This window comes from Oribacterium sp. oral taxon 108 str. F0425, from assembly GCF_000214455.1.
Taxonomy (GTDB): Bacteria; Bacillota; Clostridia; order Lachnospirales; family Lachnospiraceae; genus Oribacterium; species Oribacterium asaccharolyticum.
In genome coordinates, this window is sequence record NZ_AFIH01000001.1 from 506,781 (window position 1) to 533,702 (window position 26,922).

27 protein-coding genes are annotated in these 26,922 nt (G+C 45.0%); 24 read left to right on the forward strand and 3 right to left on the reverse strand.

Annotated elements, in window-relative coordinates:
• Positions 1-2 precede the first annotated feature (2 nt).
• The 14 genes from rplO to HMPREF9124_RS02680 all read left to right on the forward strand — a co-directional run bounded on the left by rplO (position 3) and on the right by HMPREF9124_RS02680 (position 9,619).
• Positions 3-446: a 50S ribosomal protein L15 gene (gene rplO / locus HMPREF9124_RS02620; RefSeq protein ID WP_009428950.1), complete on the forward strand. Its 444-nt coding sequence runs from the start codon at positions 3-5 to the stop codon at positions 444-446.
• A complete protein-coding gene (secY, locus tag HMPREF9124_RS02625) occupies positions 446-1,786 on the forward strand; it encodes a preprotein translocase subunit SecY (RefSeq protein ID WP_009429790.1) in 1,341 nt (446 codons plus the stop codon). The genes rplO and secY overlap by 1 nt, the downstream gene beginning before the upstream one ends.
• A gap of 90 nt (positions 1,787-1,876) precedes the next feature.
• Positions 1,877-2,527, forward strand: a complete 651-nt coding sequence (locus HMPREF9124_RS02630; RefSeq protein WP_009429513.1) for an adenylate kinase — start codon at positions 1,877-1,879, stop codon at positions 2,525-2,527.
• A gap of 18 nt (positions 2,528-2,545) precedes the next feature.
• On the forward strand, positions 2,546-3,301 hold the full coding sequence (gene map / locus HMPREF9124_RS02635) for a type I methionyl aminopeptidase (RefSeq protein ID WP_009428979.1): 756 nt from the start codon (positions 2,546-2,548) through the stop codon (positions 3,299-3,301).
• A 7-nt stretch (positions 3,302-3,308) separates the two neighbouring features.
• Positions 3,309-3,527 carry a translation initiation factor IF-1 gene (infA, locus tag HMPREF9124_RS02640; RefSeq protein WP_009428414.1) on the forward strand — a complete coding sequence of 73 codons (219 nt, stop codon included), beginning with the start codon at positions 3,309-3,311 and terminating at the stop codon, positions 3,525-3,527.
• A gap of 86 nt (positions 3,528-3,613) precedes the next feature.
• A complete protein-coding gene (gene rpmJ, locus HMPREF9124_RS11630; RefSeq protein WP_003022746.1) occupies positions 3,614-3,727 on the forward strand; it encodes a 50S ribosomal protein L36 in 114 nt (37 codons plus the stop codon).
• Positions 3,728-3,746: 19 nt separating this feature from the next.
• Positions 3,747-4,115, forward strand: a complete 369-nt coding sequence (gene rpsM, locus HMPREF9124_RS02645; protein ID WP_009427890.1) for a 30S ribosomal protein S13 — start codon at positions 3,747-3,749, stop codon at positions 4,113-4,115.
• A 79-nt stretch (positions 4,116-4,194) separates the two neighbouring features.
• Positions 4,195-4,590, forward strand: a complete 396-nt coding sequence (gene rpsK / locus HMPREF9124_RS02650) for a 30S ribosomal protein S11 (RefSeq protein WP_009429169.1) — start codon at positions 4,195-4,197, stop codon at positions 4,588-4,590.
• 205 nt (positions 4,591-4,795) lie between these two features.
• Entirely contained in the window at positions 4,796-5,389 is a 594-nt protein-coding gene (rpsD, locus tag HMPREF9124_RS02655; RefSeq protein ID WP_009428679.1) for a 30S ribosomal protein S4, read from the forward strand.
• Positions 5,390-5,413: 24 nt separating this feature from the next.
• Positions 5,414-6,358, forward strand: coding sequence for a DNA-directed RNA polymerase subunit alpha (locus tag HMPREF9124_RS02660; protein WP_009428081.1), 945 nt, complete (start codon positions 5,414-5,416; stop codon positions 6,356-6,358).
• A 58-nt stretch (positions 6,359-6,416) separates the two neighbouring features.
• Positions 6,417-6,953: a bL17 family ribosomal protein gene (locus tag HMPREF9124_RS02665; RefSeq protein WP_009428214.1), complete on the forward strand. Its 537-nt coding sequence runs from the start codon at positions 6,417-6,419 to the stop codon at positions 6,951-6,953.
• Positions 6,954-7,152: 199 nt separating this feature from the next.
• On the forward strand, positions 7,153-8,433 hold the full coding sequence (locus HMPREF9124_RS02670; protein WP_009428983.1) for an N-acetylmuramoyl-L-alanine amidase family protein: 1,281 nt from the start codon (positions 7,153-7,155) through the stop codon (positions 8,431-8,433).
• Positions 8,434-8,487: 54 nt separating this feature from the next.
• On the forward strand, positions 8,488-9,234 hold the full coding sequence (locus HMPREF9124_RS02675) for an SseB family protein (protein ID WP_009429211.1): 747 nt from the start codon (positions 8,488-8,490) through the stop codon (positions 9,232-9,234).
• A gap of 154 nt (positions 9,235-9,388) precedes the next feature.
• A complete protein-coding gene (locus tag HMPREF9124_RS02680; protein ID WP_009429860.1) occupies positions 9,389-9,619 on the forward strand; it encodes a hypothetical protein in 231 nt (76 codons plus the stop codon).
• Positions 9,620-9,751: 132 nt separating this feature from the next.
• Here the strand turns inward: HMPREF9124_RS02680 and HMPREF9124_RS02685 are convergent, their stop codons facing one another.
• Positions 9,752-9,922, reverse strand: coding sequence for a DUF362 domain-containing protein (locus HMPREF9124_RS02685; protein WP_007156965.1), 171 nt, complete (start codon positions 9,920-9,922; stop codon positions 9,752-9,754).
• Positions 9,923-10,074: 152 nt separating this feature from the next.
• On the opposite strand from HMPREF9124_RS02685, the gene HMPREF9124_RS02690 reads away from it, so the two are divergent.
• Positions 10,075-11,805: an ABC-F family ATP-binding cassette domain-containing protein gene (locus HMPREF9124_RS02690; RefSeq protein ID WP_009428148.1), complete on the forward strand. Its 1,731-nt coding sequence runs from the start codon at positions 10,075-10,077 to the stop codon at positions 11,803-11,805.
• A 195-nt stretch (positions 11,806-12,000) separates the two neighbouring features.
• Here the strand turns inward: HMPREF9124_RS02690 and HMPREF9124_RS02695 are convergent, their stop codons facing one another.
• Positions 12,001-14,163 (reverse strand): Tex family protein, encoded by a 2,163-nt coding sequence (locus HMPREF9124_RS02695; RefSeq protein ID WP_009429358.1) that lies wholly within the window; start codon positions 14,161-14,163, stop codon positions 12,001-12,003.
• A gap of 265 nt (positions 14,164-14,428) precedes the next feature.
• Between HMPREF9124_RS02695 and HMPREF9124_RS02700 the strand changes: the two genes are divergently transcribed.
• From HMPREF9124_RS02700 to HMPREF9124_RS02725, 6 genes are all read left to right on the forward strand, one after another.
• A complete protein-coding gene (locus tag HMPREF9124_RS02700; RefSeq protein WP_009429982.1) occupies positions 14,429-15,337 on the forward strand; it encodes a Spy0128 family protein in 909 nt (302 codons plus the stop codon).
• A gap of 236 nt (positions 15,338-15,573) precedes the next feature.
• On the forward strand, positions 15,574-16,389 hold the full coding sequence (locus HMPREF9124_RS02705; protein WP_009428407.1) for an NAD(+)/NADH kinase: 816 nt from the start codon (positions 15,574-15,576) through the stop codon (positions 16,387-16,389).
• 21 nt (positions 16,390-16,410) lie between these two features.
• On the forward strand, positions 16,411-18,069 hold the full coding sequence (gene recN / locus HMPREF9124_RS02710) for a DNA repair protein RecN (protein WP_009428417.1): 1,659 nt from the start codon (positions 16,411-16,413) through the stop codon (positions 18,067-18,069).
• A gap of 44 nt (positions 18,070-18,113) precedes the next feature.
• Complete coding sequence (gene glgA, locus HMPREF9124_RS02715) at positions 18,114-19,562, forward strand: glycogen synthase GlgA (RefSeq protein ID WP_009427971.1); 1,449 nt, start codon at positions 18,114-18,116, stop codon at positions 19,560-19,562.
• A gap of 13 nt (positions 19,563-19,575) precedes the next feature.
• On the forward strand, positions 19,576-20,040 hold the full coding sequence (locus HMPREF9124_RS02720; RefSeq protein WP_009428245.1) for a divergent PAP2 family protein: 465 nt from the start codon (positions 19,576-19,578) through the stop codon (positions 20,038-20,040).
• Between the two features lie 95 nt (positions 20,041-20,135).
• Positions 20,136-21,152 (forward strand): peptidylprolyl isomerase, encoded by a 1,017-nt coding sequence (locus HMPREF9124_RS02725; RefSeq protein ID WP_009427771.1) that lies wholly within the window; start codon positions 20,136-20,138, stop codon positions 21,150-21,152.
• A gap of 17 nt (positions 21,153-21,169) precedes the next feature.
• Here HMPREF9124_RS02725 and HMPREF9124_RS02730 read toward each other — a convergent pair whose 3' ends face one another.
• A complete protein-coding gene (locus tag HMPREF9124_RS02730; protein WP_009429903.1) occupies positions 21,170-22,024 on the reverse strand; it encodes a DegV family protein in 855 nt (284 codons plus the stop codon).
• A gap of 177 nt (positions 22,025-22,201) precedes the next feature.
• Here HMPREF9124_RS02730 and HMPREF9124_RS02735 point away from each other — a divergent pair, with 177 nt between their 5' ends.
• From HMPREF9124_RS02735 to HMPREF9124_RS02745, 3 genes are all read left to right on the forward strand, one after another.
• Complete coding sequence (locus tag HMPREF9124_RS02735; protein ID WP_009429414.1) at positions 22,202-23,917, forward strand: putative manganese-dependent inorganic diphosphatase; 1,716 nt, start codon at positions 22,202-22,204, stop codon at positions 23,915-23,917.
• Positions 23,918-24,099: 182 nt separating this feature from the next.
• Positions 24,100-24,600, forward strand: a complete 501-nt coding sequence (locus HMPREF9124_RS02740; RefSeq protein WP_009428219.1) for a shikimate kinase — start codon at positions 24,100-24,102, stop codon at positions 24,598-24,600.
• 88 nt (positions 24,601-24,688) lie between these two features.
• Complete coding sequence (locus tag HMPREF9124_RS02745) at positions 24,689-26,899, forward strand: GTP-binding protein (protein ID WP_009429776.1); 2,211 nt, start codon at positions 24,689-24,691, stop codon at positions 26,897-26,899.
• Positions 26,900-26,922: the final 23 nt, after the last annotated feature.

Here is a 26,922-nt window from a genome sequence, read left to right on the forward strand (position 1 = left end):
ATATGGAGTTAGCAAAGTTATCCCCTGCAGAGGGCTCTAAGCACTCCCAGAATTTCCGTCGCGGCAGAGGCCACGGTTCAGGAAATGGTAAGACGGCAGGTAAGGGACATAAAGGACAGAAGGCTCGTTCCGGGGCACCGAGACTTGGATTCGAAGGTGGTCAGATGCCACTCTTCCGTCGAATTCCGAAGAGAGGATTTACGGATCCCAACTCTAAGGTAATTACCGGAATCAACGTTTCCGTATTGGAAGATCGTTACAATGCAGGAGACGAGGTTACTCTGGAGAGCTTACTGGAGAAGAAAATTGTTCGTAAAGTAAACGACGGCGTAAAGATTCTTGGAAACGGAGAGTTAACCAAGAAGCTGACCGTGAAAGTAAATGCATTTTCTCAGAGTGCAAAAGAAAAGATTGAGGCTTGTGGCGGAACCTGTGAGGTGATTTAATGCTTCAAACAATACGGAATGCATTTAAGGTGAAGGATCTACGAGATCGATTGATTTTCGTATTTCTGATGCTTGTGGTCATTCGTTTTGGCTCAAATCTTCCTATCCCGGGTGTAAATCCGGGATATTTTGGAGATTTATTTAAGAGTATGGCCGGAAACGATGCTTTTGGCTGGTTTAATACCATGACCGGAGGTTCCTTCGAGCAGCTCAGCATTTTTGCATTATCCATTACCCCCTATATCACTTCCTCCATCATCATTCAGCTGTTGACTGTGGCGATTCCCGCCTTGGAAGAGATGCAGAAGGATGGGGAAGAGGGAAGAAGAAAGCTCACGGAATACACCAGATATGTGACCATCGGCCTTGCTCTTTTAGAGTCTACGGCGATGGCGGTAGGTTTTGGCGGTTCCGGACTTTTGATCGGATATGCGGAAGGAAGTGTTCTTCGTAAAATGGCAGGCATTGTCATCTGCGTGGTAGCGATGACTGCAGGATCGGCGCTTCTGATGTGGATTGGTGAGAGAATGACGGATAAGGGAGTGGGAAACGGTATTTCCCTGGTGCTCTTATTCAATATCCTTTCTTCGATACCGCAGGATTTTATCACCTTATATGAACGATTCATAATGAATCATAATGTAGCAACCATGGTTGTTGCAGGCATTATCATCGCGGCGGCAATTTTCTGTATGGTTTGCTTTACGGTAGTTCTGCAAGATGCGGAAAGAAGAATTCCGGTACAGTATAGCAGACGTGTACAGGGAAGGGGAATGGTTGGCGGACAGCAGTCCCAGATTCCTCTGAAGGTCAATACGGCAAACGTTATGCCGGTTATCTTTGCTTCGTCCCTGATGACCATGCCGGTAGTACTCGGACAGATTCTTCACGTAAATAACGGAACAATCATCGGAAAGATTATCATGGCGCTGAATTCCGGCTCTTGGATGAATCCGAATGCACCGATTTATTCTTTGGGACTGGTACTTTATATTGCTTTACTGTATTTCTTCGCTTATTTCTACACTTCCATTTCTTTTAATCCGTTGGAAGTGGCAAATAACATGAAGAAGCAGGGAGGGTTCATACCGGGAATTCGTCCGGGTAAGCCCACAAGCGATTATTTAAACGGAATTCTCCGGTACATCATTTTTATCGGAGCAACGGGACTTGCTATTGTAGCACTGGTTCCCATTGTGATTTCCGGCGTGTTCAATGTGAGCCGTATTTCTTTCTCGGGAACCTCTCTCATCATTATTGTAGGTGTAGTTCTGGAGACCTTGAAGGCAATTGACTCGCAGATGGTCATTCGTAATTATAAGGGATTTTTAGACAATTAATCTATCAGCCTCCTTAGCTGCAGACTTTATAGAATAGCTGTAAGCTAAGGGGGCTCATAGTGGTTTTTCACACAGGGGAAGAGGCTGTAGATGAAGATTATTATGTTAGGTGCTCCCGGTGCCGGAAAAGGAAGCCAGGCGAGTCGAATCGCAATGGAATATCAGCTGCCGCATATTTCCACAGGAGATATTTTCAGAGCCAATCTGAAAGAAGAGACAGAGCTCGGGAAAAAGGCGAAGAGCTTTATGGATAAGGGAGAGCTCGTGCCGGATGACATTACCATTGCCATGCTTCTGGAACGAATCCATAAGGAGGATTGTAAAAACGGCTACATTCTGGACGGATTTCCGAGAACCATTCCACAAGCGGAAGCGCTGAAAGAGGCTCTTGCAAAAAAGAATGAGAAAATTGATTTGGCCTTGGACGTAGAGGCGACAGATGAACTCATTATCAAAAGGATGGCCGGAAGAAGAACCTGTCCCGCCTGCGGTGCAATTTATCACATTGTGACATTGCCTCCGAAGGAGGAAGGAAAATGCGATCGTTGCGGAGCGGATTTAATCCAGCGAAAAGACGATAACGAAGAGACTGTGAAGAACCGATTGAAAATTTATCATGAAATTACGGAACCGCTTATTTCCTATTATAAAAAGGAAGGAATTCTGGAGGAAATAGACGGGGCGGAAGACTTGGATAAAGTCTTTGAAAAAGTAAAGACGATTATCCGACAGAGATCATAAGGTAGAAAAGGTTTAAGCATGATTGAAATTAAGTCTAAACGAGAAATTGAACTCATGCGGGATGCGGGAAAGGTACTCGCTGAGGTTCACGAAAAAGTTGGAGAAGCGGTTGCTCCCGGAAAAAGTACTTTAGAGCTGAACGATTATGCGGAGAGACTGATCCGAAAGGCCGGCTGTACACCCAGCTTTCTACATTTATATGACTTTCCCGCAGCATGTTGCGTCTCTGTGAATGAAGAACTCATTCACGGGATTCCGACAAAGGACAGAATTTTGAAAGAGGGAGATATCGTTTCCTTCGATATCGGTACAAATTATAAAGGGTATCATTCCGATGCCGCGCGAACCTGGGCCGTTGGAGAGATTTCTTCGGAAGCCAAGCGGCTGGTTGAAACCGCAAAGGAAGCTTTTTTCAGAGGGATTGAACAGGCTGTTCCGGAAAACCATTTAAATGATATCTGCGGAACCATAGGAGATTTTGTGGAGAGCAGAGGCTACGGAGTAGTCAGAGATTATGTAGGACATGGCATAGGCCATGAAGTGCATATGGATCCGGAAGTGCCGAATTACCGCATGAAGCGAAAAGGACCTAAACTGCAGGCAGGAATGACACTTGCAATTGAACCCATGATTACAGAGGGAAATCCCGAGGTAAGAGTGCTTTCCAATGACTGGACGGTGGTTCCTTTGGACGGAAGACTGACTGCACACTATGAAAACACAATTTTAATCACAGACAACGGACCGGAAATCCTGAGTCTAATGAAAGGATAAACAGAGTATGTCGAAATCAGATGTAATCGAAATTACAGGAAAAGTACTGGAAAAGTTACCGAATGCCATGTTTCAGGTTGAACTGGAAAATGGACATCAGGTACTTGCCCATATCTCGGGAAAGCTTCGCATGAATTATATTCGTATTCTTCCCGGAGATAAGGTAACCATAGAACTTTCTCCCTATGACCTTTCCAAGGGTAGAATAATCTGGAGAGATAAGTAAAGGTTTCGCTTTACATTTATAGACTGTTTTGCTAGAATTATACGGCAACTCTGTTCAAATTCGTAAAGGAAAGGGGAATTTTACTTATGAAAGTAAGATCATCAGTAAAACCGATCTGCGAAAAATGCAAAGTAATCAAGCGAAAGGGCTCCATCAGAATTATCTGTGAAAACCCTAAGCATAAGCAGAGACAAGGTTAATTAACAGGAGGAAACAAAGATGGCTCGTATTGCAGGTGTGGATTTACCTAGAGAGAAGCGAATCGAAATCGGTTTGACTTACATCTATGGAATCGGAAGATCATCCGCTGATAAGATTCTTCAGGCTACCGGTGTGAACCCGGATACCAGAGTGAAGGACTTGACAGACGATGAAGTGAAGAATCTTGCCAACTATATTGCAGACCACCAGATGGTAGAGGGTGACCTTCGTAGAGAAATCGCTCTGAACATCAAGCGTTTGCAGGAAATTGGTTGCTACAGAGGAATCCGTCACAGAAAGGGACTTCCGGTAAGAGGTCAGAAGACCAAGACCAATGCAAGAACCCGTAAGGGACCAAGAAAGACCGTTGCTAACAAGAAGAAGTAAGGTCTAAAAAAGTAACTAAGAGGATCTTCATGTTTTAATTACAGGAAGAAATGAAAAAGGAAAGTAGGTTAGTTTAACTATGGCTAAGTCAACTGGTAAGAGAGTGACAAAAAAGCGCGTAAAGAAAAACGTTGAACGCGGACAGGCACATATCCAATCATCTTTCAATAACACAATCGTTACTTTGACAGATGCACAGGGAAATGCTCTTTCTTGGGCAAGTGCCGGCGGTCTGGGATTTAGAGGTTCAAGAAAATCTACTCCATATGCAGCTCAGATGGCTGCTGAAACTGCTGTAAAGGCAGCTTTGGTACATGGCTTAAAGTATGTGGATGTAATGGTTAAAGGACCGGGTTCCGGAAGAGAAGCAGCAATTCGTGCCTTACAGGCAAACGGACTCGAAGTAACATCCATTAAGGACGTTACACCGGTTCCCCACAACGGATGCCGCCCGCCGAAGCGCAGAAGAGTATAATTGCTTTGCCTATCATTCTATAAATGGCATATTTATAAGAAGATAATCTGCTATATAAGAGAAAATCTGCTATAGCGGAGGAAGCATTATACGAAAACAGTATGACCATGTGGTCAGCCCGAAGAAGCCGATGGTGTAAAGGGCGTATCAAATTTTTGGAGATGTTGCTTTTTAAGCAACAGAACTTGATATTTAGGAGGATAATATGGCAGTAGATAAGGTTCCTGTGCTTAAAAGATGCAGGTCACTTGGACTTGACCCTGTATTCTTGGGAGTCGACAAGAAATCAAACAGACAGGCTAGAAATGCCAGAAGAAAGATGAGTGAGTACGGTCTTCAGCTTCGTGAAAAGCAGAAGGCAAAGTTCATCTACGGTGTTTTGGAGAAGCCTTTCCGTAACTACTATGCAAAGGCAGAGAGACTTCCCGGTCAGACCGGTGAGAACTTGATGGTTCTTTTGGAGAGTAGACTGGACAATGTCATTTTCCGTATGGGAATGGCTAGAACAAGACGTGAGGCAAGACAGGTAGTAGGTCACCGTCACGTTACCGTAAACGGTAAGATTGTAAATATTCCTTCTTACCTTGTATCTGCAGGAGACGTTGTGGCTATTAAAGAGTCCATGAAGACTGCACAGAGATATAAGGACATCACGGAAGTAACCGGCGGCAGAATGGTACCGGCTTGGTTGGAAGTGGATGAGGAGAAGCTGAGCGCAACCATTAAGAATTTACCGCACAGAGAAGAAATCGATGTTCCGGTAAACGAGATGTTAATCGTCGAGTTGTACTCTAAGTAAAGATAGCCTAAAAAAGGAGGCGGCATGTTTGATTTTGAAAAACCAAACATTGAAATTCTTGAAATTTCAGAGGATAAGCGCTTCGGTCGTTTTGTATGTGAACCTTTGGAAAGAGGTTACGGTGCGACCCTGGGGAATTCTTTGCGGAGAATGATGCTGTCCTCTCTGCCCGGGGCTGCGGTTTCTGCAATTAAGATTCAAGGACTTTCAGGAGATACGATTTCCGGAGTAAAGGAAAGTTATAGCGAGGTTTTAACCAACTTAAAGTCTCTAGTGGTTTCCCTTCCGGATGGTGTGGAGCAGTTGGAAGCACATTTGGAAGTCAGTGAAAAAGAGGAAGCGAAGGCTTCGGATTTTAAAGCAGAGTCGGAATTTGTTCTTATCAATCCCGATTTACATATTGCTACTCTGGAAAAGGGAGCAAAGCTCTCCATCGGTGTAGTTATCACCAAGGGACAGGGCTATGTAGGGACAGTAAAGGAAAAGGCATCAAAGTATCCGAAGGGATATACACTTTTAGATGCATTATATACACCTGTAGACAGAGTCAACATGACTGTGGAAAATACCCGTGTGGGAAATATGACAGATTATGACAAATTGACTTTGGATGTATATACCGATGGCGGAATGCTTCCTCAGGATGCAGTATCCGCTGCGGCTAAGATGCTCTTCCAGCATTTGGATCTCTTCGTAAATCTTTCTTCCGAAGGAGCTGAAACACAGCTCATGGTGGAGAAAGAAGAGGATGATAAGGGCAAAGTATTAGAAATGAATATTGATGAACTGGAGCTGAGTGTCCGTTCTTATAACTGCTTGAAAAGAGCGGGGATTAATACCGTGTCGGAATTAACTTCCAAGACACCGGAGGACATGATGAAGGTTCGTAACCTGGGAAGAAAGTCACTGGAAGAAGTGCTTGCAAAGCTTCGTGAATTGAACTTAGGACTTTCCACTCCGGAAGAATAGATCCGGACCCGGAATTTTACCCGATAAGACTAAAAAGCACGGATAAGGAGAAAGTAAAATGGCAATGTATAGAAAATTAGGAAAAGCTACAGCACCGAGAAAGGCTATGCTTAGATCTTTAACAACCGATGTTCTTCGCTATGGAAAGGTATTTACCACTGAGGCAAGAGCCAAGGAAGTTCGTAAGCAGGTAGAAAAGCTGATTGCCCTTGCAGTTAGAGAGAAGGATAACTACGAGATGGTTGCCGTGAAAGCAAAGGTAGCCAAGAAGGATGCTGACGGAAAGAGAGTGAAGGAAGTTGTAGACGGTAAGAAAGTTACCGTTTACGATGAAGTAGAGAAGTCCATCCAGAAGGATAAGCCTTCTCGTCTGCAGGCTCGTCGTCAGATTTTGGCGGCAACCTATGTTCCGACCGAAAGACCGGCTGCAGTGGCAGGCAGAAAGAAGAATACCAAGAAGGTAGACATCGCTAAGAAGCTTTTCGATGAAATTGCACCGAAGTATGTTGACCGCAAGGGTGGATATACCAGAATTGTTAAAGTAGGTCTTCGTAAGGGAGATGCTGCTATGGAAGTTCTTTTAGAGTTAGTATAAAGAGCTCCGACAAGTACAGAGTTACTTGTAAAAAAACGAATGAACAGATTGCAAAAAGAAGCTGCGGTTTTCCGCAGCTTCTTTTATGTGCTACAATTTTATGTGTTACAAATAAGCTATTTGATTGTAAGAGAAAAGCAAGTTGATTCAGAACGGAAAAGTACTATATACTTGGCATAGATTAAGAATGGAGGAGCATATGTTAAGAAAAAAACTGGCATTTATCTTATCGATTTTTATGATACTTCTTTTTGCTGTACCGGCCATGGCAAAAGACAGTATCAGTAATATCCTTACCGTAAGCATCAAAGTGGATCAAAACTTAAGGAACCTGGAAGTCGGATCATCTTTGGGAAACATCAGTGAGTCCGATTTTACAACAGGCTCTACAGACCGATATCATGTAGAGTCCGTAGACTGGGTCAACAGCGGAAATGCGGACAATTTACAAGTGGGAAGTGAACCGAAGGTAAAGCTCTACCTTGTTGCAGACAGCAAGGAGAAAAATAACGGAGATACATTGAATTATCAGTTCTTCGGGTCCTATACGGCAAACAATGTGAGAGTGACAAACGGAACTTTTGTGAGTGCAAGACGAATCAGCTCCACGGAACTGGAAGTAATCATCCAATTAAAGCCCATTACGGGAACTTATGATTCACCGGATAATTTGACTTGGTCCAATAACAGTCTTGGAAGAGCAAGCTGGACTGCGGAAAACAATACATCGGGGTATTATGAAGTAAAGCTTTTTAGAGATGGAAAACAGCTTGTAAAGATTACAACCGATGCATTAAGCTTGAACCTTTACCCCTGGATGACGGAAGAAGGACCATATACTTTCTCCGTAAAGACCATTCCCTACACAGAGGTACAAAAGAAGGCAGGGAAATCTTCTGACGAAGTCGAGTCCGATATTTTAAGTATCAGTGAAACAAACCGTTCAAACGGGCAGGGAAAGTATAGCGAAACGCAGATTTTCGGACAGCACAAGGCGGAAAACAATACGACAATTCCTGCGACAATCGGATGGAGTCAGATTAACGGAAAGTGGTATTTCCGTTACCCGAACGGTCAGCCGGCAATCAATACATGGATAGACTGGAATGGCAGATGGTATCATTTTAACGGGCAGGGCGAAATGGAAACCGGCTGGTTTAAGAATGCATATGGAAACTGGTTCTATTTGGATAAGGTTAACGGCGATGCAAAGACCGGTTGGCAGCTTATTGACAACGTATGGTATTATTTCTTACCGGACAGCGGAGACCGTCAGTGCATGATGCTTTCCAACGGCATTTTCAAAATCGGACAGGAAAGCTATTATTTTGATGCTGCAGGCGCGATGCGCACCGGTTGGGTAGCTTTGACAATTAACGGAAAACAGGTTTATTACTATTTCCACAACAATGGTTCTATGGCAAAGAATACGATGATAGACAGCTTCCGTATCAATGAACAGGGACAGTGGGTGCAGTAGCTTTTCTTGTGTCTCGTTCTAAGCTATGTTAAAATAGCGCGGAAGGAGGAGTTCATGAACGATTTTAGAGAAAAGAAAAATGCTCGCCTGATTATGGCGATTCATGGAATACAGAATGAGGGCGGTGCGAATTGGGAAGAAAGATTAATCGATGCCCTGATTCATCATGCCGAGTTTTATGTGCCTATGCGTACAGTGGGAGAGGGCGAAGAGAAGAAGCCGGTTTTTGCTGTAGTGGAGGATAAGGATAAAAATCATTTTTATGCCCTGTTTACTTCACAGGAGAAGGTAAAAAAGTGGCCTAACAGTACGGAAGGCAGTGCTGTTCTCAGCTTTCACCAGTTGGCTTTGATGGCGCTCGATGATCCGAGGATTTCCGGATTTGTCATTGATATGAACAGCGAAAACTTTATTCTCTGGAGGAAGTTTATTGCAAATTGCATCCATGTGGAACAGGCTGAACTCATGGGTGAAGTCCCTGTAAGACCGGGAGAGGATTTGGAATTTACAGAGCCTTTGGGAGATGCGAAGGAGCTGGAAGAAGCCCTTACCGAATATATGCGGGATGATCTGAACGTCATGGCTGCCTACCTTTTAGGGGCAAAGCAGGATGGGAAGAGCTTTAATCTGTGCATTGTCAGTCATAAGGGCAGCATTCAGCCCAGTTTTGCCAATATTACCACTGTGGGCAATGATTTTTCCGGGGGTATCCCCTTTGCTGTAATGTCCAACAGGTCAAAGACTGCGGAAGATGCGATAAAGGACAGGATGCCGTTTTACAGAAGGCCATTTGTAGTATAAAAAGATATTCTGCGGATTTTATTGCAGAGATAGACAGGGAAAAAATAATTTATTTATCAAAACATATATTCTGAAAAACACTTTACAAAACAATTGTTCTGTGTTATTATCCTTTGTGTAAAAGCAAACAGGCGTTTACACAAAGGAGTAAATTATGAGAATGAATTTGAGAACTTTTGAAATATTTGTTACCTCTATCCTGGTATTTTCTTTATTCGGTATTCTGTCTATTCTTCCGGAGATACGATACATCAGTTTTGCACTTGTGCTGACCTCTCTCTTCTTCCTGTATGAGATTGAGAAGGAGTGGCAGAGAAGGAGGAAGAAGGCTGTTTTTTACAAAAAGATGGAGAGAATTATCGCAAGAAGACTTAGTGGGGAATAGAGGAATTTGTTCTTGACCCCGGGATTGACCATCAACACATTTTGTCCTATAAGCCTCTCTAACACGCATAACGCAAAATAGGCATTAAAAAACTGCCCTCCAAAGGGCAGCTTTTTTTTTACCGTATTATGCTTATTCTGCAGCGATAGCACCGGTGGGGCAGGGCTCTTCACAAGCTCCGCAATCGATGCAAGTATCCGGATCAACAACATACTTTGTTGGACCTTCAGAGATAGCTTCTACAGGACATACTGCTGCGCAAGCACCACAGCTTACGCACTCATCACTAACTACGTGTGCCATATTCGTTCCTCCTTAAATAATAAATAGACCAAATGACTTTACCTCCCAGTAAAGTTCCTTTCATTCTAATGCATTTTCTTTGCATTGACAAGAAATAGGCATGTTCAAAAAAAATAATAGCTTGTACTTAGCCTATCCAGTATACTTAGAGCATGATTTTAAATGTATCCATGCTAAGTAAAGCATATGTAGGAAAGACTGTGCTGAAGGATGTATCGTTTCATCTGGAAGATAAGGAAAAAGCGGCCATTGTCGGAATTAACGGTTCAGGCAAAACAACTTTGCTCCGATGTATTCTGGGAATTGAGGAGGCAGATGAGGGGAGCATTGCATTTTCCAAAGAGAAGAAAATGGACTACCTGGCACAGCAACATGCCGATATAGAAGCGGAAAATGAGGACTACGATACCCTTTCCGGAGGGCAGAAGACAAGGAAACGCTTGGAGGAGATCTTACAGGAGAAGCCCGATCTTCTGATTTTGGACGAGCCGACAAACCACTTGGATATCGGCTCTATTCAGTGGCTGGAAAAAGTCTTAAAGCGCTATGACGGAGCAGTGCTTCTTGTTTCCCACGACCGTTATTTTTTGGATAAAATTGTGACGAAGGTGATTGACCTGGAGAGAGGCAAAGTAAGGATGTACCAGGGAAATTACAGCGCCTATGCGGAAAAGAAGAGACAGATCCGGGAAGCCGAGTGGAAGGCGTTTCAGAACCAGCAGGCGGAGATCAAGCATCAGGAAGCAGTCATTGAGAAGCTGAAGCAATTTAACCGGGAGAAGAGCATTAAGCGCGCGGAATCCCGAGAGAAGATGCTTTCGAAGGTGGAAAGACTGGAAAAGCCGGAAGAACTCGAGAATGAGATGAAGCTTCTCTTTTCCCCGAGGGAAAGTTCCGGAAACGATGTTTTAATGGCAAAGGAGCTGGGAAAAAGCTATGACGGAAGGAGACTTTTTTCCCACGGGACTTTTTCTTTGCAAAGAGGGGAACATGTGGCGCTTATCGGGGACAACGGTACCGGAAAGACGACCTTACTGAAGATTTTGAACGGACTTATCCGGGCGGATGAGGGAGAGTTCCGACTGGGCTCGAAGGTGAAGATTGCTTACTATGACCAGGAGCATGCCGTGCTCCACATGGAGAAGACGCTCTTTGAGGAAATTCAGGATACCTATCCGGATATGAATAATACAAAAGTTCGGAATGTTCTGGCTGCCTTCCTTTTTACGGGAGACGATGTGTATAAGCGGATTCAGGATCTTTCCGGAGGAGAACAGGGCAGGGTAAGTCTTGCGAAGCTTATGCTTTCCGATGCAAATTTCCTGATTTTGGACGAGCCGACGAACCACTTGGATATTCAGGGGAAAGAAGTCCTGGAGGAGGCAATTCGGAATTATGAGGGAACCGTCCTTTATGTTTCCCATGACCGTTATTTTATCAATAAGACGGCAACGAGAATTATAGAGCTCTTCTCCAATCGCTTCGATAATTACATCGGAAATTACGACTATTATATTGAAAAGAAGGAAGATGTTCGTGCCTATGGAGATTCACTGCAAAAGGACAAGATGCCTTTGGAAGCGATAGATCCGGAAGAAGCACAAAGATTGGAAGAAAAGGAGAGTAAGAGACTCGACTGGGAAAATCAGAAGGAGCTCTCCGCAAAGAGAAGAAAGTGGCAGAATGCCCTGCAAAAGGCGGAGGAGAAAATTGCCAAGCTGGAAGAGCGAAAAGAAGAGCTCACTGCCTCCATGGAAGAAGTCGGATCCGATGTCGGGCGCCTCATGGAAATCCATAGAGAGCAGGAAGCAATAGATAAAGAGCTGGAAGAACAATACGCCATCTGGGAGGAGAGTTCGCTGGAGCTCGAGAATTTAGGGTAAAAATAAAGCATATTAAAAGGATATTGGAACAGGGGCACGCTCTCGCTAACTTCGCCACGTATCAGTACTAAGCCTCAAGCATCGCTTCACTTGCTTTCGGCAAGTACTGACGGGCTCAGATTACCCCTTATTCCAATATCCTTTTAAAAATTTATCTGTCTATTTTTACCTCTAAATTCTCTACTCTGTAGTCTCCTACTCCGCATCTTTCATACTGAGTGAAATCTTCTTCCTCTCCGTATCCACGGAGAGGATTTTTACTTTCACAATATCCCCAAGCTTTACGACATCGAGGGGGTGTTTTACAAACTTTTTGGAAAGGGCGGAGATGTGTACCAGGCCGTCCTGGTGCACGCCGATATCGACAAAGGCACCGAAGTCCAGGACATTTCGCACTGTTCCCTCAAGAATCATCCCCTCTTTTAAGTCGGAAAGTTCTAATACGTCACTCCGCAAAATGGGAGCGGGTACATCCTCACGGGGGTCTCTACCCGGTTTTGCGAGAGCCTCCACGATATCTTTTAAGGTAAAGCTTCCGATAGCAAGCTTTTCTTCTAAAGCTTTCATTCCTCCGGGAAGGGCGGAAATCATTTTCGCAATATCCTTTCCCTTTCCTTCGGCAATGTCTTTTTCATTTAAGTTTAGAAGGGCGAGAAGCTCCTTTGTTTTCTGATAGGACTCGGGGTGCACGGAGGTTCTGTCCAGCACTTCCTTTCCCTCCCGAATGCGGAGAAAGCCGGCACTTTGCTCAAAGGCCTTTGGACCGAGCTTAGCGACCTTTAACAGTTCTTTTCTACTCTTAAAAGCGCCGTTTTCTTCTCTGTACACTACGATATTTTTAGCCAGTGTCTTGTTGATACCGGAAATATAGGAAAGGAGGGCTGCAGACGCGGTATTTAAATCTACACCGACATGGTTTACGCAGTCTTCCACGGTATTGTTCAGCTGTTCCTCCAGCTTGTTCTGATTCATGTCGTGCTGGTACTGCCCGACACCGATGGCCTTGGGCTCAATCTTTACAAGCTCGGCAAGCGGATCCTGCAGCCTTCTTGCCATGGAGGTTGAGCTTCTCTCTCCCGTGTCAAAGTTCGGAAACTCCTCTGTCGCAAGCTTACTTGCAGAGTAGACGGAGGCGCCGGCTTCATTGACAATCACATACTGTACTTTGCTCTTTGTTTCATGAATATAGTCGCTGATGACCTTTTCCGATTCACGGGAGGCTGTGCCGTTTCCAAGGGCAATGATATCCACCTTATGTTTTTCAATCAGCTTATGAATGACCGCCATGGCTTCTTTCACCTGATTTTTAGGCGGAGTAGGGTAAATGACCGTCGTGTCCAGTACCTTTCCGGTCGGATCGACCACGGCGATTTTACAGCCGGTACGGAAGCCCGGATCCCAGCCGAGCACGACCTTCCCGACAATGGGCGCCTGCATGAGAAGCTGCTTTAAATTATCTGCGAAAATGGCGATGGCACCATCCTCCGCCTTTTCGGTTAAGATATTTCGAATTTCGGTTTCGATAGAGGGAGAAATGAGTCTCTTGAAGCTGTCCAGCACAGCTTCCTGTAATAGCCTGAGATTCTCTCCCTGTAAATCCTTTCCTGCCTGCTTTTCCAGATAAGCTATAATCTCCTCCTGCGGGAAATTCAGCTTTACGCTAAGCACTTTTTCTTTCTCTCCACGATTTATGGCAAGCGTACGGTAGCCGGGAATGGTTTTCACCTTTTCCTCATAGTCAAAATACATCTCATAGGTCTTTGCATCGGGATTCTCCTCCGCATCCTTTTTGGAGGAGGAAATACTGCCGAGTTCCATGGTCTTATTGCGAATCCATTCCCTGTAGGAGGCATTTTCGGAAAATTCTTCCGCAAGAATGTCCTTAGCGTAATTCAAGGCTTCTTCTACGCTGTGCACCTCTTTTTCTTCGGAAAGATAGTTTTCCGCTTCCTTTACGGGATTTACACCGGGGGTGAGAATGGCCTCTGCGAGCCCCTCTAAGCCCTTTTCTCTGGCAATCATGCCTCTGGTTCGTCTCTTCTTCTTATAGGGAAGGTAGAGGTCTTCCAGACGCACGGCGGTATCGGCCGCTTCAATCTGCGCTTTTAACTCGTCGGTCAGCTTTCCCTGTTCGGCAATACTGTTTAAAATGCTTTCCCGACGCTCTTCCAGGTTGCGAAGATATTGCAGACGCTCTTCGAGACTACGAAGCTCTTCATCATTTAAACCGTGCGTCGCTTCCTTGCGGTAACGCGCAATAAAGGGAACGGTATTTCCCTCGTCCAGAAGCTGTACTGCCGCTTCCACCTGCATTTTTTTAAGAGATAAATCCTCGGCTATTTTTTGGATAATGTTCATATAACTCCTTTATAGGGGGCTTGCATGCATAGAATGAAGATTGCGGTTTTCCCCGGCTACCGCTTTCAATCGGATGCTGCTTTCAATCAAAAACAAGTCCATTATACAATAGAATAAGGTCTCCGTGTATGGCCCTTATCATGAATTAAAAAATTCTTATCCCTATTCTTATAAATTAAAAATTGAAGACGATATACAAATATGATATTATTTTTAATAATTCATAGAGGAGTATAAAAAAGGGTGTTAAAGGAAGGGTAAGATCATGTTTTGCACGGTGAAAAAAAGGAAAAGAAAAGATTTTTGCAGATTCCTGATAAAGGGAATCGGTGCGGTACTCTTTCTTGTGATACTGATGTTTGTGAGGAGCGGAAATTTTTTATCGACAGTTGAGGCACAGGACGGAAGCTTTGGCTGCGGAAATTCCGTTACGGTGGAAATCTCCTTTAGCCTGGAGGTCCTTGGGAGGAATGTTCCGGAATCCAATTTCAGAGTCTATCTGGAAAGAGATGTGGAAAGTCCCAATAATCCTCTTCCCGAGCCGTTTTATCTGGATATTCATAAGGGGGCGGGAAGAGAAAAATTTTATTTTCATAAGATGAAGTTTTCAAGAGAAGGCGTGTATCGTTATCGTATTAAGCAGGAGAAACAAAATCAAGAAGGTTTTTCTTATGATGATACGGAGTATAATTTGGAAATAGAAGTTTTGAGGGCAAATATTGACCGCTACGGAAATGTGGTCCATCCCTATTTATACGCAGTCGTTACCGGAAAGAAAACCGGGGAAGAAGAGAAAGTAACGGAGCTTTCCTTTGTGAATTCTTATCAAAAAGAGGAGGGCGGAAAAGTCAATTTTCTTCCGCAAAAGCCTGCACAAACAGATGCGCGGAAGGGAGTCCTTAACCGAACGGCAAAAAGAGGAGGGGGCGACGAAGAGAAACCCTTGGGTGCATTTTTAAACAAGTCTGCCATGTATCTTAGAATTGCAAGAAGAAAGCTAAAGGGGGAAGGCAGCAGGATGGCCCTTTATGCACTGTCCACAGCTTTAGCAACAGGGAATGTGATTCTCTGGCTCTATCGAGTGCGTTACGCAGGAGGCAAAGATACAGGCACGAAGGATTCGAGAAAAAAGAAAAATAAAGCTTTTTCCGCTTCTTGGTTCAGGACATCCTGAAAAATAGGCTGTTTAAGGAGAGAAAGAATCGGGAAGAGAAAAGAAGTCGCTTTTTGATTATGCATGCTCGAAAGAGCGTAAGGGATGCAGAATGAAGGAGCGACTTTTTTAAGTTCCGGATTAAAGCATATCCGATTAAGGAGTATAGGCAAGAGACAATTTCTCGTGTAGAATAGAGAATGTGTTGTAAATGGTTTTTTATCCGAAGAATGCTATACTTAAAGAGGTTTTATCAGATGAATCTGGCGCTCATTGTGAATCAAAGTAAAGAGGATGCGGAGAGTTTTCAAAAGGTAATTGTTGAAAGACTGGAAGACTTGGGCGTTCATCCGCAATTGTTTTTGAATAAAGATTTTCAAAGAAACGATTTTAATGAAATAGATTGTATCATCACCCTGGGGGGAGACGGCACGATTCTGCATACCGCCGGAGTACTTCGCGGAATGAGGGTGCCTATTTTGGGGATTAATGCAGGACACCTCGGCTATCTTACAGAGATTCGGAAGAGAAGAGAAATTGATGAGGCTTTAAAAAGACTTTTAGCCGGAGATTATGTTGAGGATCGCCGTTCCATGCTTCTCGGGAGGGTGATACGGGGAGGCAGGGAAATTTTTTCCAAACTGGCGTTAAACGAGTTGCTCATTTCCAGGGTAAGGGGGGTTAGCATTCATCATTTTCAAGTTTTTTGTGACGGAATGGAAATGGTTCATTATTCCTCGGACGGTATCATTATTTCCACACCCACCGGTTCTACGGCCTATAATCTTTCTGCGGGGGGACCTATCATTTCTCCGGAGGCAAAGGTCTATATCATGAATCCGATTTGTGCGCATAGCTTGAACGCTAGAGCCGTGGTTTTGGATGATCGGAGAGTGCTTGAGATTGTAATGGAAAAGGGAGACCAGGTTCTCTCATTTGACGGGGAGGAACCCTTTGAGCTGCTTTCCGGAGATAAAGTGATTATTGAAAAGGCGGAAGAGGAAACGGTACTGGTTAAGTTTTCAAGAGAGAGTTTTTTGCATACGCTTCGGGAGAAGATGTCCTTAGTCTAAGAGCGTATAGAAAGGAAAGCCATGCTTGATCGACTGATGGTAAAAGATTTGGCACTGATTGAAAAGTCTGTTGTCGAATTTGGACCCGGTCTGAATATATTGACAGGTGAAACAGGAGCCGGAAAGTCCATACTGCTCGGCTCCATTCAGCTTGCCCTGGGACAAAAAGCCAACAAGGATATGATTCGCCACGGAAGCGAGCAGGCGCTGATCGAACTTTCCTTTTCTTTGGGAGAAGAGAAAGAAGCTGAACTGAAAGAGCTGGAGGAAGATCTGGAAATAGAAGAAGGAAGTCTGATTATCCGAAGGAAGATTTCCGAGAAAAAATCGGAAAATCGTGTAAATGATTTGTCTGTAACGCTTGCAAAGCTTCGGGAAATCAGCGGAGAACTTCTGGATTTGCATGGGCAGCATGAGCATCACAGCCTTCTGAAAGAAGGGGCACATCTTGCGATTTTGGACAGCTTTATGACAAGAAGAGGAGGACGGATTCTTTCGGAAGTAAAAGAGGCTTATGAAAACTACCGGGAGAAGAAGAAAAAGGTGGAAGCCTACTCTCTTCCGGAAGAGGAAAGAAAGAGAGAGTTGGATTTTTTGCAGTTTGAGCTGGAAGAACTTTCCTCTGCCAACTTGAAACCGGGAGAGGAGGAGCAGTTAAGTAAGGACTATGCAGTCTATGAAAATAGGGATCGCTTAAAGTCTCTTCTCTTAAGGGTACAGGAAGAGTTGGCGGATCGGGATTTTCACGGTCCGGTGAAGAATCTGGAAGAGGCTGTGACTTTTGACGAAAGCTTAAAGAATGTTCTGGATACGGCGTATGAACTGGAGGCTGTCGGAGAAGATTGCTTAAGAGCGGTAGAGCATTATTTGGATCACAGCGAAATGGATGAGGAGAAATTCTTCCTTTTGGGAGAAAGACTGGATACCATTCGAAGCCTCATGATGAAATACGGGGGAACGGAAGAAAAGGCCTTGGAAGCACTTTCCAAAAAGGAAGAGAGGCTGCGTTTCTTGACGGATTATGAAAAAGAGAAAGCACTTATGGAGGAGGCTTTGGCCCGGAGCGAGGAGGAGCTTAGGGAGAAGGCGGAAAAGCTCTCCTTAGAAAGACAAAAAACGGCGAAGGAACTGGAGGAGCGCATTCAGCAGGAGATGCAGGAGCTGGGCTTCCTCGATACCCGTTTTACATTTCGCTTTGAAAAGAAAAGGGAGATTTCGGAGAAGGGTTTGGACGAGGTGGAGTCTTATGTCAGCTTAAATCCGGGAGAACCCTTGCGCCCTTTGCGAGAGGTGGGATCAGGCGGTGAGCTTTCTCGTATTATGCTGTCCATAAAGACGGTATTGGCTGATACGGATGCCGTTCCTACCTTGATTTTCGATGAAATTGATACGGGAATTTCCGGGAGAACGGCGGAGAAGGTGGGAGAGAAACTGGAGAAAATTGCAAAGAACCATCAGGTAATCTTAATTACGCACCTCCCCCAAATTGCGGCAAAGGCGGACAGGCATTTTCTCATAGAGAAGAATGTGCAGGAAGGGAAAACCAAGACCGAGATTCATGCACTGAATGAAGAGGCATCGGTAAAGGAGCTCGCGAGGCTTCTTGGCGGAGAAGAACTTACGGAGGCGGCACTGCAGAATGCAAGGAGCTTGAAGGCCAAGGCGAAAGAAAAGAAGTGATTTTTTGTCAGAAATGCAGACAGAAAAAGGGTAAGGAGAAGAGGATGAAAAATATTTTATTTTTAGCATCGGAAGCGGTACCTTTTATTAAAACAGGAGGCTTGGCGGACGTTGTGGGGTCACTTCCCAGAAGCATTGACAAGGCTTATTTTGATGCTAGAATTATGATTCCCAAGTACATGTGTATGCGGGAAGAGGACCGTTATAATTTAGAGTATGTCACTCATTTCTATATGGATTATCTCGGACAGTCCCGTTATGTAGGGGTACTGAAGAAAGAAGTGGATGGAATTCTCTATTATTTTATTGACAATGAATACTATTTCTCCGGAAACAGACCTTATGGAAACTGGTATTGGGATCTGGAAAAGTTCTGCTTTTTCTCCTATGCGGCACTTTCCGCCTTACCGCTCCTTGACTTTCATCCGGATGTGATTCATTGTCATGACTGGCAGACCGGTCTCGTGCCGGTTCTTTTAAAGGACCGTTTTGCAGGGGGGGAGTTTTTCCGTTCGATTCGTTCCGTGTTTACCATTCATAATCTTCGCTTTCAGGGGACCTGGGACAGAAAGACGATACAACGCTTTACAGAGCTTTCCGACTATTATTTTACGCCGGATAAGTTGGAATACAAGAAGGACGGAAACCTCCTAAAGGGAGGCCTTGTCTATGCGGACGCCATTACGACGGTGAGTAAGACCTATGCCAAAGAAATTCAGACGGCGTTCTACGGAGAAGGTCTGGAAGGGCTTCTGCAGGCACGAGACAGAGATTTGCGCGGCATCGTAAACGGCATTGACTACGATATCTGGAATCCGAAGAGAGATCCCTATTTACCGTACCCTTACGATAAGGTCAGTGTCCATAAAGAAAAGGCAAAGAATAAGACCGCCCTACAGGAGAGTCTGGGTCTTTCCGTATCGGAAGATACGATGTTGATTTCCATCATATCCAGGTTGACAGACCAGAAGGGGCTGGATTTGATCGAGCGAGTCTTTGATGAACTTTGTCAGGACGCCGTACAGTTTGTTATTTTGGGGACAGGAGAGGATCACTATGAGAATCTCTTCCGCTATTTTGCTTGGAAATACCCGGACAGAGTTTCCGCACAAATTTATTATTCGGAAGAAATCAGTCACCGCATCTATGCGGGAAGTGATGCTTTCCTGATGCCTTCCTTGTTTGAGCCCTGCGGTCTGTCTCAGTTGATTTCACTCCGTTACGGTACGATTCCCATTGTCCGGGAAACAGGCGGCTTGCGGGATACGGTAGAGCCTTATAATGAATATGAAAAAAAGGGAACAGGATTTTCCTTTGCAAACTATAATGCACATGAGATGATGGCAAGCATTCGTTATGCAGAGAGAATTTACTATGATGATAAACGTTCCTGGAGAGGAATTATCAATCGAGCCATGAAGAAAGATTTTTCCTGGAAGAGCTCAGCCCTGCAATATCAGGAGCTCTATGATTGGCTGGTGGAAAGGAACTAGGATGCATTTTTTTATGGAACAGCTTTTGTCCAATTATCCGCTCATGTCGGCAGTCTTGGCCTGGTTTGTTGCCCAGGTCATTAAAACGGCAATAGACGCTTATTTTAATAAGGGCATTAATTGGGAAAGAATGACAGGGTCGGGCGGTATGCCCTCCAGCCACTCCTCAACGGTAGTATCTCTGGCTATTGCAACCGGAATATCCTATGGAGTGGATAGTACCCTTTTTGCGATAGCTCTGATTTTTGCCATTGTCGTGATGTATGATGCAACAGGCGTTCGCAGAGAAACCGGAAAACAGGCTGTCATTTTAAATCGTTTGCTTTTGGATAATCCCTTTTCCTGGACGGGAAAAGAGTTTGAGAAGAAACTGAAGGAGTATGTCGGACACAGCCCATTTCAAGTCTTGATGGGAGCTATTCTCGGCATTCTTATTGCGGTGATTATGGCCTATGTTTACGGTCTTATTATGATTTGACACGGATGTTGAAAAGAGATAAGACATTTGCTTATACAGTCTGCTTTAAGCAAAAGAAGGAAAGCGGAAAAAGCGAAGAGGAGAAGTAAGGGAAGATGAAGGAGTGCTTTGGCTTGGGAGATAAGGGAGGCTTTTTTCTGAAACAGAAAAGGTCTTTTTGCGTTATTCTGACTCTTCTTTTCTCGTTTATCCTGGTTTCCTGTAAAGGGATTGCGATAAGCGGAAAGACGGAGAATGTTCCGGGCTATACGAAGCAGCAGGCTATGCTGGTACTGGGGTCGGAAAGAAACCGCTATCAGAATATTCTGGGAAAAGAAATATGGAATTTGCCGATCAGCGGACAGATTCAAAAGACCTATGGGGCGTATTTCATAGAGAAGAATAAGGAATTTCTGCAGGACATCCGCACTTTGAATCTTCTTGCGGAGGAAAAAGGCATACTTCCGAACTCGACCGAGATGGACAGCATTCGGAAGGCGGCGACTAAGTTTTACGGAGCACTTACGCCGGAGGACAAGAGCTTCTTCGGCGACTGTACGGAAAAAGATGTAGTGGATATGTATGTAGCCTATTTCACGGCAGAAAAAACGGCTGAGTCCCTCCTTTCTTCCGTGGATACGGAGCTGAGTGCGGCGGAGTCCAAGGTAATCAGCATAGAGCAAATTGTTCTGAGCAATGAAGATACGGCGAAAGACCTTCTGGAAAAGGTGAGGGCGCAGGGCGCTAATTTCAGCTACTATGCCAGACAATATTCAGAGGATCCGGAGATTCTGAAGCAACTTTCTTTTGGAGAAAAGGAAGATCAATATTATGAAGTTGCCTTTTCTTTACAGAATAACGAGATTTCGGACATTATTTCGGAAAATGGAAAGTATTACATCCTGCATTGCATCAATTCCTACGATGAGGAGGCAACAAGGGACAGGAAGGAACGCCTGGAGAATTCTATCCGGGTTCTGCGCTTTAATGAAAGCTATGACGCTTATCAGAAAGAACATATTGTGCGTTTTCGCGAGCCTTTTTGGAAAGAGATTGATTTGAATGCAGGAGAGGGGAGCACCGCGGATTTCTTTTTCTCAGTTTATCAGGAATATGTAAAAGTGGAGCAATAAAGCTTGCTCCACTTTTTTTACAGGGCAACTACAATTCCCTTGTCATTGGCATAAATTGTTGCGACACCCATGGCGTTGGTGATGATAATTTCTTTAAAACTTGCCAGCTTCTCGAAGTCGGCTTTCACCTGCTCGGCTCTTTCCGGCGCATTGACATGGGTAATCACCAGTCGTTTCCTTTTTGTGGCTTCGGGTCCGCCGGCTCTTTCTACTGCGAGCTCCACCATTTTTCGAAGGGCCTTCTGTATGCCTCTTTGCTGGCCGAGCTGGATGATGGTGCCGTTCACCGCACCCATGATGGGCTTAATGTTTAAGGCACTTGCCAAGAAAGATTTTATCCCGGTAAGACGTCCGTTTTTCCGCAAGGTATCCAGACTTTCCAGAACAAAGAGGGTATTGATATCGGAGCAGGCTTTCTCAACGGTTTCAACCACTTCCTCGAACGGTTTACCGGCTTCTTTTAATTCCTGAATGTCCAGACAAAGCTTGCATTCTCCTGCACTTGCGGATAGAGAATTGAAGATGTGAATCTTCTTCTCCCCTTTCTTGCCATTCTCTTCATATAAGCTTTGGCCGATTTTGGCAGCCTGAAAAGTACCGGACAGAGAATCGGAAATCGTGACGATATAGACTTCGTCGGCATCCGATTCCTCAATGGCTTTTTGGAAAGCTTCCGGGGAAGGACAGGCGGTCTTGGGGCCTACAGGAGAAGCATTTACCCTCTGAATAAAATCCAACTGGTCAAAATGCTCATCATCCAAAATGGAATAGGAGCCAATTTCCAGAGTGAGCGGTACAGTCTTAAAAACAGGATTTCGTTTCATCTCCTCTGTAAAGTCTCCACAGCTGTCTGCGATGATTTGATAGGACATAGCGTAGCCTCTTTCTGCATCAGGAAATCTGATTTCTAATAAAATTGCATACAATGTAGTTCTTGAAACTACATGGAAATTATACTTACTGGAATATGGGAATGTCAAGCTATCCTTGACACGGAACAGTACATGCAATAAGATTTTTTCCAATAGAGTAAAAGAAAGGAAAAAGATATGTCGATAGTAGAGGAACAGCTTTCTCATAACATGGAAAGAGATATACTCGTGACCGGACATCGGAACCCGGACACCGATTCCATCTGTGCAGCCATTGCTTACGCACGTTTAAAAAATATAATCAACCATACCAATCGCTATATTCCCTGTCGGGCGGGAAATCCCAATACGGAGACAAGTTTCGTATTAGACTATTTTAAGGAGGAGAAGCCGCGCTTACTGGAAAGTGTCAAAACGCAGGTTTCGGATGTGGCGTATCGAAAGACGCCGGGAGTTCCTAAAAATATGTCGTTAAAGCAGGCGTATCAGATTATGCGAGACAGTCATGTCGTGACTCTTCCGGCTGTCACGGAGGAAGGCATTCTGGAGGGACTCATCACCATTTCGGATATTGCAAAGTCTTACATGAACGTTTACGACTCCGCCGTGATTTCCACAGCCAAAACACAATTTAAGAATATTTTGGAAACACTGGAAGCTACCCGTGTTACGGGAGATATTGAGCGTTTTTGTGAAAAAGGAAAGGTTGTGATTGCGGCAGCCAATCCGGAGATGATGAACTACTATATTGAACCGCATGACATCGTGATTCTGGGAAATCGTGCGGAGAGTCAGCTCTCTGCTCTGGATAACGGGGCGGATTGCATCATCATCTGTGAGGGCGCCAATGTTTCCCCGACGATTCGGGACCTTGCGGAACATAACGGCATGATTATTATGGTGACCTCTTATGATGCCTACACGGCAGCACGTCTCATTAACCAGTCCATTCCGATTGATTTTTTCATGACCAAGGAAGGGATTCTCAGCTTTGGGGAAGACGACTATATCGATGATATTAAAGAGGTTATGGCAAACAAGAGGCACAGAGATTTTCCTGTTTTAAATAAGGAAGGAAAATATCTGGGGATGATTTCCCGCAGAAATTTGCTCGGCGCACACGGGAAGCAAGTCATCATGGTCGACCACAATGAGCTCGGGCAGGCTCTGGAAGGGATGGAAAATGCCGAAATTCTGGAGATTATTGATCATCACCGGCTGGGCACCATACAAACACTCTCTCCGGTGAGCTTCAGAAACCAGCCGCTGGGCTGTTGCAGCACCATCATTTACCAGATTTACAAGGAAAATGGGGTTTCCGTAGATAAGAAGACGGCGGGACTCTTGATGTCCGCCATCATTTCGGATACGCTCCTGTTCCGTTCTCCGACCTGCACTCCTGTGGATGAGAAGGCGGCAAGGGAACTTGCGGAAATCGCCGGCGTAGACATTGAAAAGTACGCAATGGAAATGTTTGCGACCACCTCCAATTTAAAGAAAAAGACCGATAAGGAGATTTTCTATCAGGATTTCAAGATTTTTTCCGCCGGAAAGATTCGTTTCGGTGTGAGCCAGATTACTTCTTTAAATGAAGAAGAGCTTACTGCGTTGCAGAAGAGATTGCTGCATTTTGCAAAGACGGCTTTGGAAGTGGAAAATCTCGGCATGGTTTTTGTTATGCTTACGAATATCTTGGAGCAGGATACGGTACTCCTTGCCGTGGGCTCCCATTCCGGAGAATTGATGCATATGGCCTTTTCCAATGAACCGGAGAAGCTGCAGTTTAAATTGGATAAGGAGAACGTGGAGGGGTATTCCCTGCGGATTCCGGGAATGGTATCCCGTAAAAAGCAGTTGATTCCGCCACTTTCCCTTTTTGCGGAACAGCTGTAAGGAGAGCCGGATACCTCCCGCGGGAAGGAACGATGGCTTGAAGAACTGCGGTTCAGTAAGGAGCAGCAAGGATACCCCGTGAGGAGGAACGATGGCTTGGAGAACTGCGGTTCAGTAAGGAGCAGCAAGGATACCCCCGCGAGGAGGAAGATGGAAAAGGAAAGCAAAAAGAGGAAATACGAATGAATATATGTCTAATCGGCATGCCTTCCAGCGGAAAAAGCGTTCTGGGAAAGATGCTGGCCAAAAGAAGGAAAATGACTTTCCTGGATCTGGATACCCTGATTCAAAAAAATACCGGGAAGCTGCTTCGGGAAATCATTGCGGAAGAAGGCAGGGAGGGTTTCCTGCGCTTGGAAGAGGAAACCGGAGCCTCTCTTTCGGTGGAGAATACGGTGATTGCACCGGGCGGTTCCATCTGCTACGGAGAAAAAGCGATGCGACATCTGCAAAAGATTTCGAGAGTTATTTTCCTGGATATTCCCTATGAAGAAATGCTGAAGAGAATCGGCGATCCGGTAAAACGCGGCGTGGCGATTCCGGAAGGCTTCACCTTACAGGACTTGTATGAGGAGAGGACAGCGCTTTATCGGAAATATGCGGAATATACACTGGAAGAGCGTGGCCTGTCTTCCGGGGCTTGTGTGCAGAAGATAATGCAATATCTGGACAGTGCAGAATAAGAGCGTTTTTTCGATATAAGAGAGCACGCGAATATTCCTTACGGATCATGATGCAAAAGAGTCGAAAACGGAGAATAGGCAGTAAAAGATGGAAAATATCGTTCTGGGCTTTTTGGCCCATGTAGACAGAGGAAAAACCAGTCTTTCGGAAAGTTTGATTTTTGAAAGCGGGGAGATTCGGAAAAAAGGCCGTGTGGATCATGGAGACAGTGTGCTGGACCATGATGACTTGGAGCGGAAAAAAGGAATAACGATTTATGCAAAGAGTGTTTATTTTACGAGGGAAAATAAGCGCTTTTTTCTTTTGGATACACCGGGACACAGGGAGTTCTCCGGAGAGATGGAAAGAGCATTAAAGGTTCTGGACTACGGCGTTCTTCTTTTGGATGCCAGAGAAGGAATCGGAAAAAGGGAAGAAGAATTACGGGACCTTATCGAAAGGGAAAGGCTTCCTCTCTTTATTTTTGTGAATAAAATGGACTTATTTCAAGGGGAAAGGGAGAGTATTTTAGAGGAACTGAAAAACCATTTTCCAAAGCAAAATGTCCTCGATTTTACCGCCTTTCCGAGTATGGCATTTCGGACAGAAGAGGGAGACGGAGGAGCACCGAACAAAGAAACGGAAAGCGATACGTTCAGTAAAGAGGAGAGAGAACTGATGGAATCCATAGCCCTCTCCTCTTTGGAAAGTACGGAGGAATATCTGGAGAGCGGAAACGTAAGTCCGGAACGTGTGCGCAGTTTGATACGAAAAGCTTCTCTTATACCCGTATTTTTCGGATCGGCTTTAAAGCAGGAGGGGATTGGTCGATTTTTAGAGGCGCTTACCGTCCTTTGCATCAATCCGAAAGCGGAAGCCGGGCAAGAGGAGAAGAGAGGCTATATTTATAAGATTACCCGAGATGAGAAAGGCAGAAGAGTGGCGAAGGCCAGACTTTTCACGGGGCGCTTAACTTTACGGGAAGAGTGGCTTCCCGGGGAAAAACTGACGGAACTTAGACTGGAAGAAGGTGAAAAATATACGGAACTGAGTGAGGTTCAAGCGGGGAGTCTCTTTACTGCACCGGTTTCGGAAAGAATCAGTCCGGGTGTCTTCCCGTTTGAGAAGGAAAAAGAAGCGCAAGAGGGGAGCCTTTTCCAAGTGGAGCTCTCGATTCAAGAGGGAGACATTTTACGCTATGCGGAAGAGATTCGAGACCTCTCCGAAGAATTCCCCGAGTGGAATCTGCATATCGCGGAAGAGGGAAAAAAGGTCCGTATTCGTTCGCTTGGGGCCTTACAGCGAGAACTTCTGGAGGATCTTTTCCGGAAGAGAACGGGACAGACTGCGGTATTTTCTCCCATAGAATTGATTTACGGGGAGGGGCCGAGGAAGGAAGCTTACGGAAGAGCGGTAATAGAGAGTCCGGGGCATTATTTTGCTTTAAGTCTGCGCCTTTTTCCCTCTGAAGAAGGACAGAAGAGTAGCGGAAATACGGAAAAGGCGGAAGAAGCGAAACCCGGGAGAATCGGCTTTGCAGAGAATCTGAACTTGCGAAAGGATTGGATGAGCCGTTTAGAGACGGAGTGGCAGGTGGTGGAGATAAAGGGGCCTTGCCTCGGCGGGCCGTATACGCACTACGGAATTGAAATTATAGAGGCGGACTATCGGGAGAGCAGTTCCTATTTTACGGATTTGAAAGCGGCGGTTTCGGAGGCTCTTTTTATGGCGGAGAAAAGTGCCGGACTTCACCTTTTTCAGCCCTGCTTTTCCTATTCCGTCGCTGTGAAGCAGACTGAACTTGGGGCAGTCATGCAAACGATAGAAAGAGCAAAGGGACGTCAGGAGGAGCTCCTACAAGAAGGAGAAAGAGTCATTCTTAAGGGGAGGCTGTCCGGAGAGAACCTTCCCTCCCTGCTGGGGGATTTACAGAGGCTTCAGGCGGAGGTCGGCTATCGCTTTTCTTCTTTTGAGAAGCTTACGGAAGAAAAAGAAAGAGAAATCCTTTTGGAACGTACCGGTGATTCGGAACAAACGGATAAACTTCTTTTTGGAGCGGATGAATCCGCACAGGACTTCTTCCCGGAGGAAGAGGAGGCTTCGGAAGGGCATAGCGTGCCAAGAGAAGCGAAGACTAAGGAAGGAAAAAGAAAAAGAAAAAACCGGAGCCTATATTCAGGATATCGAACTGGAGGAAATCTTTTTAAGAACCTTCGGCCCTGTACGGAACAGGGGAAAGGAAGCCCTGCTCTCCGAACAAAAGCTTATTTTATCCAGAGAAAAAGAAGAGAAGCAGAGGGCGGCAAGGGAGCAGTATGAAAAGAAGAGCACGGTCTCGAAGA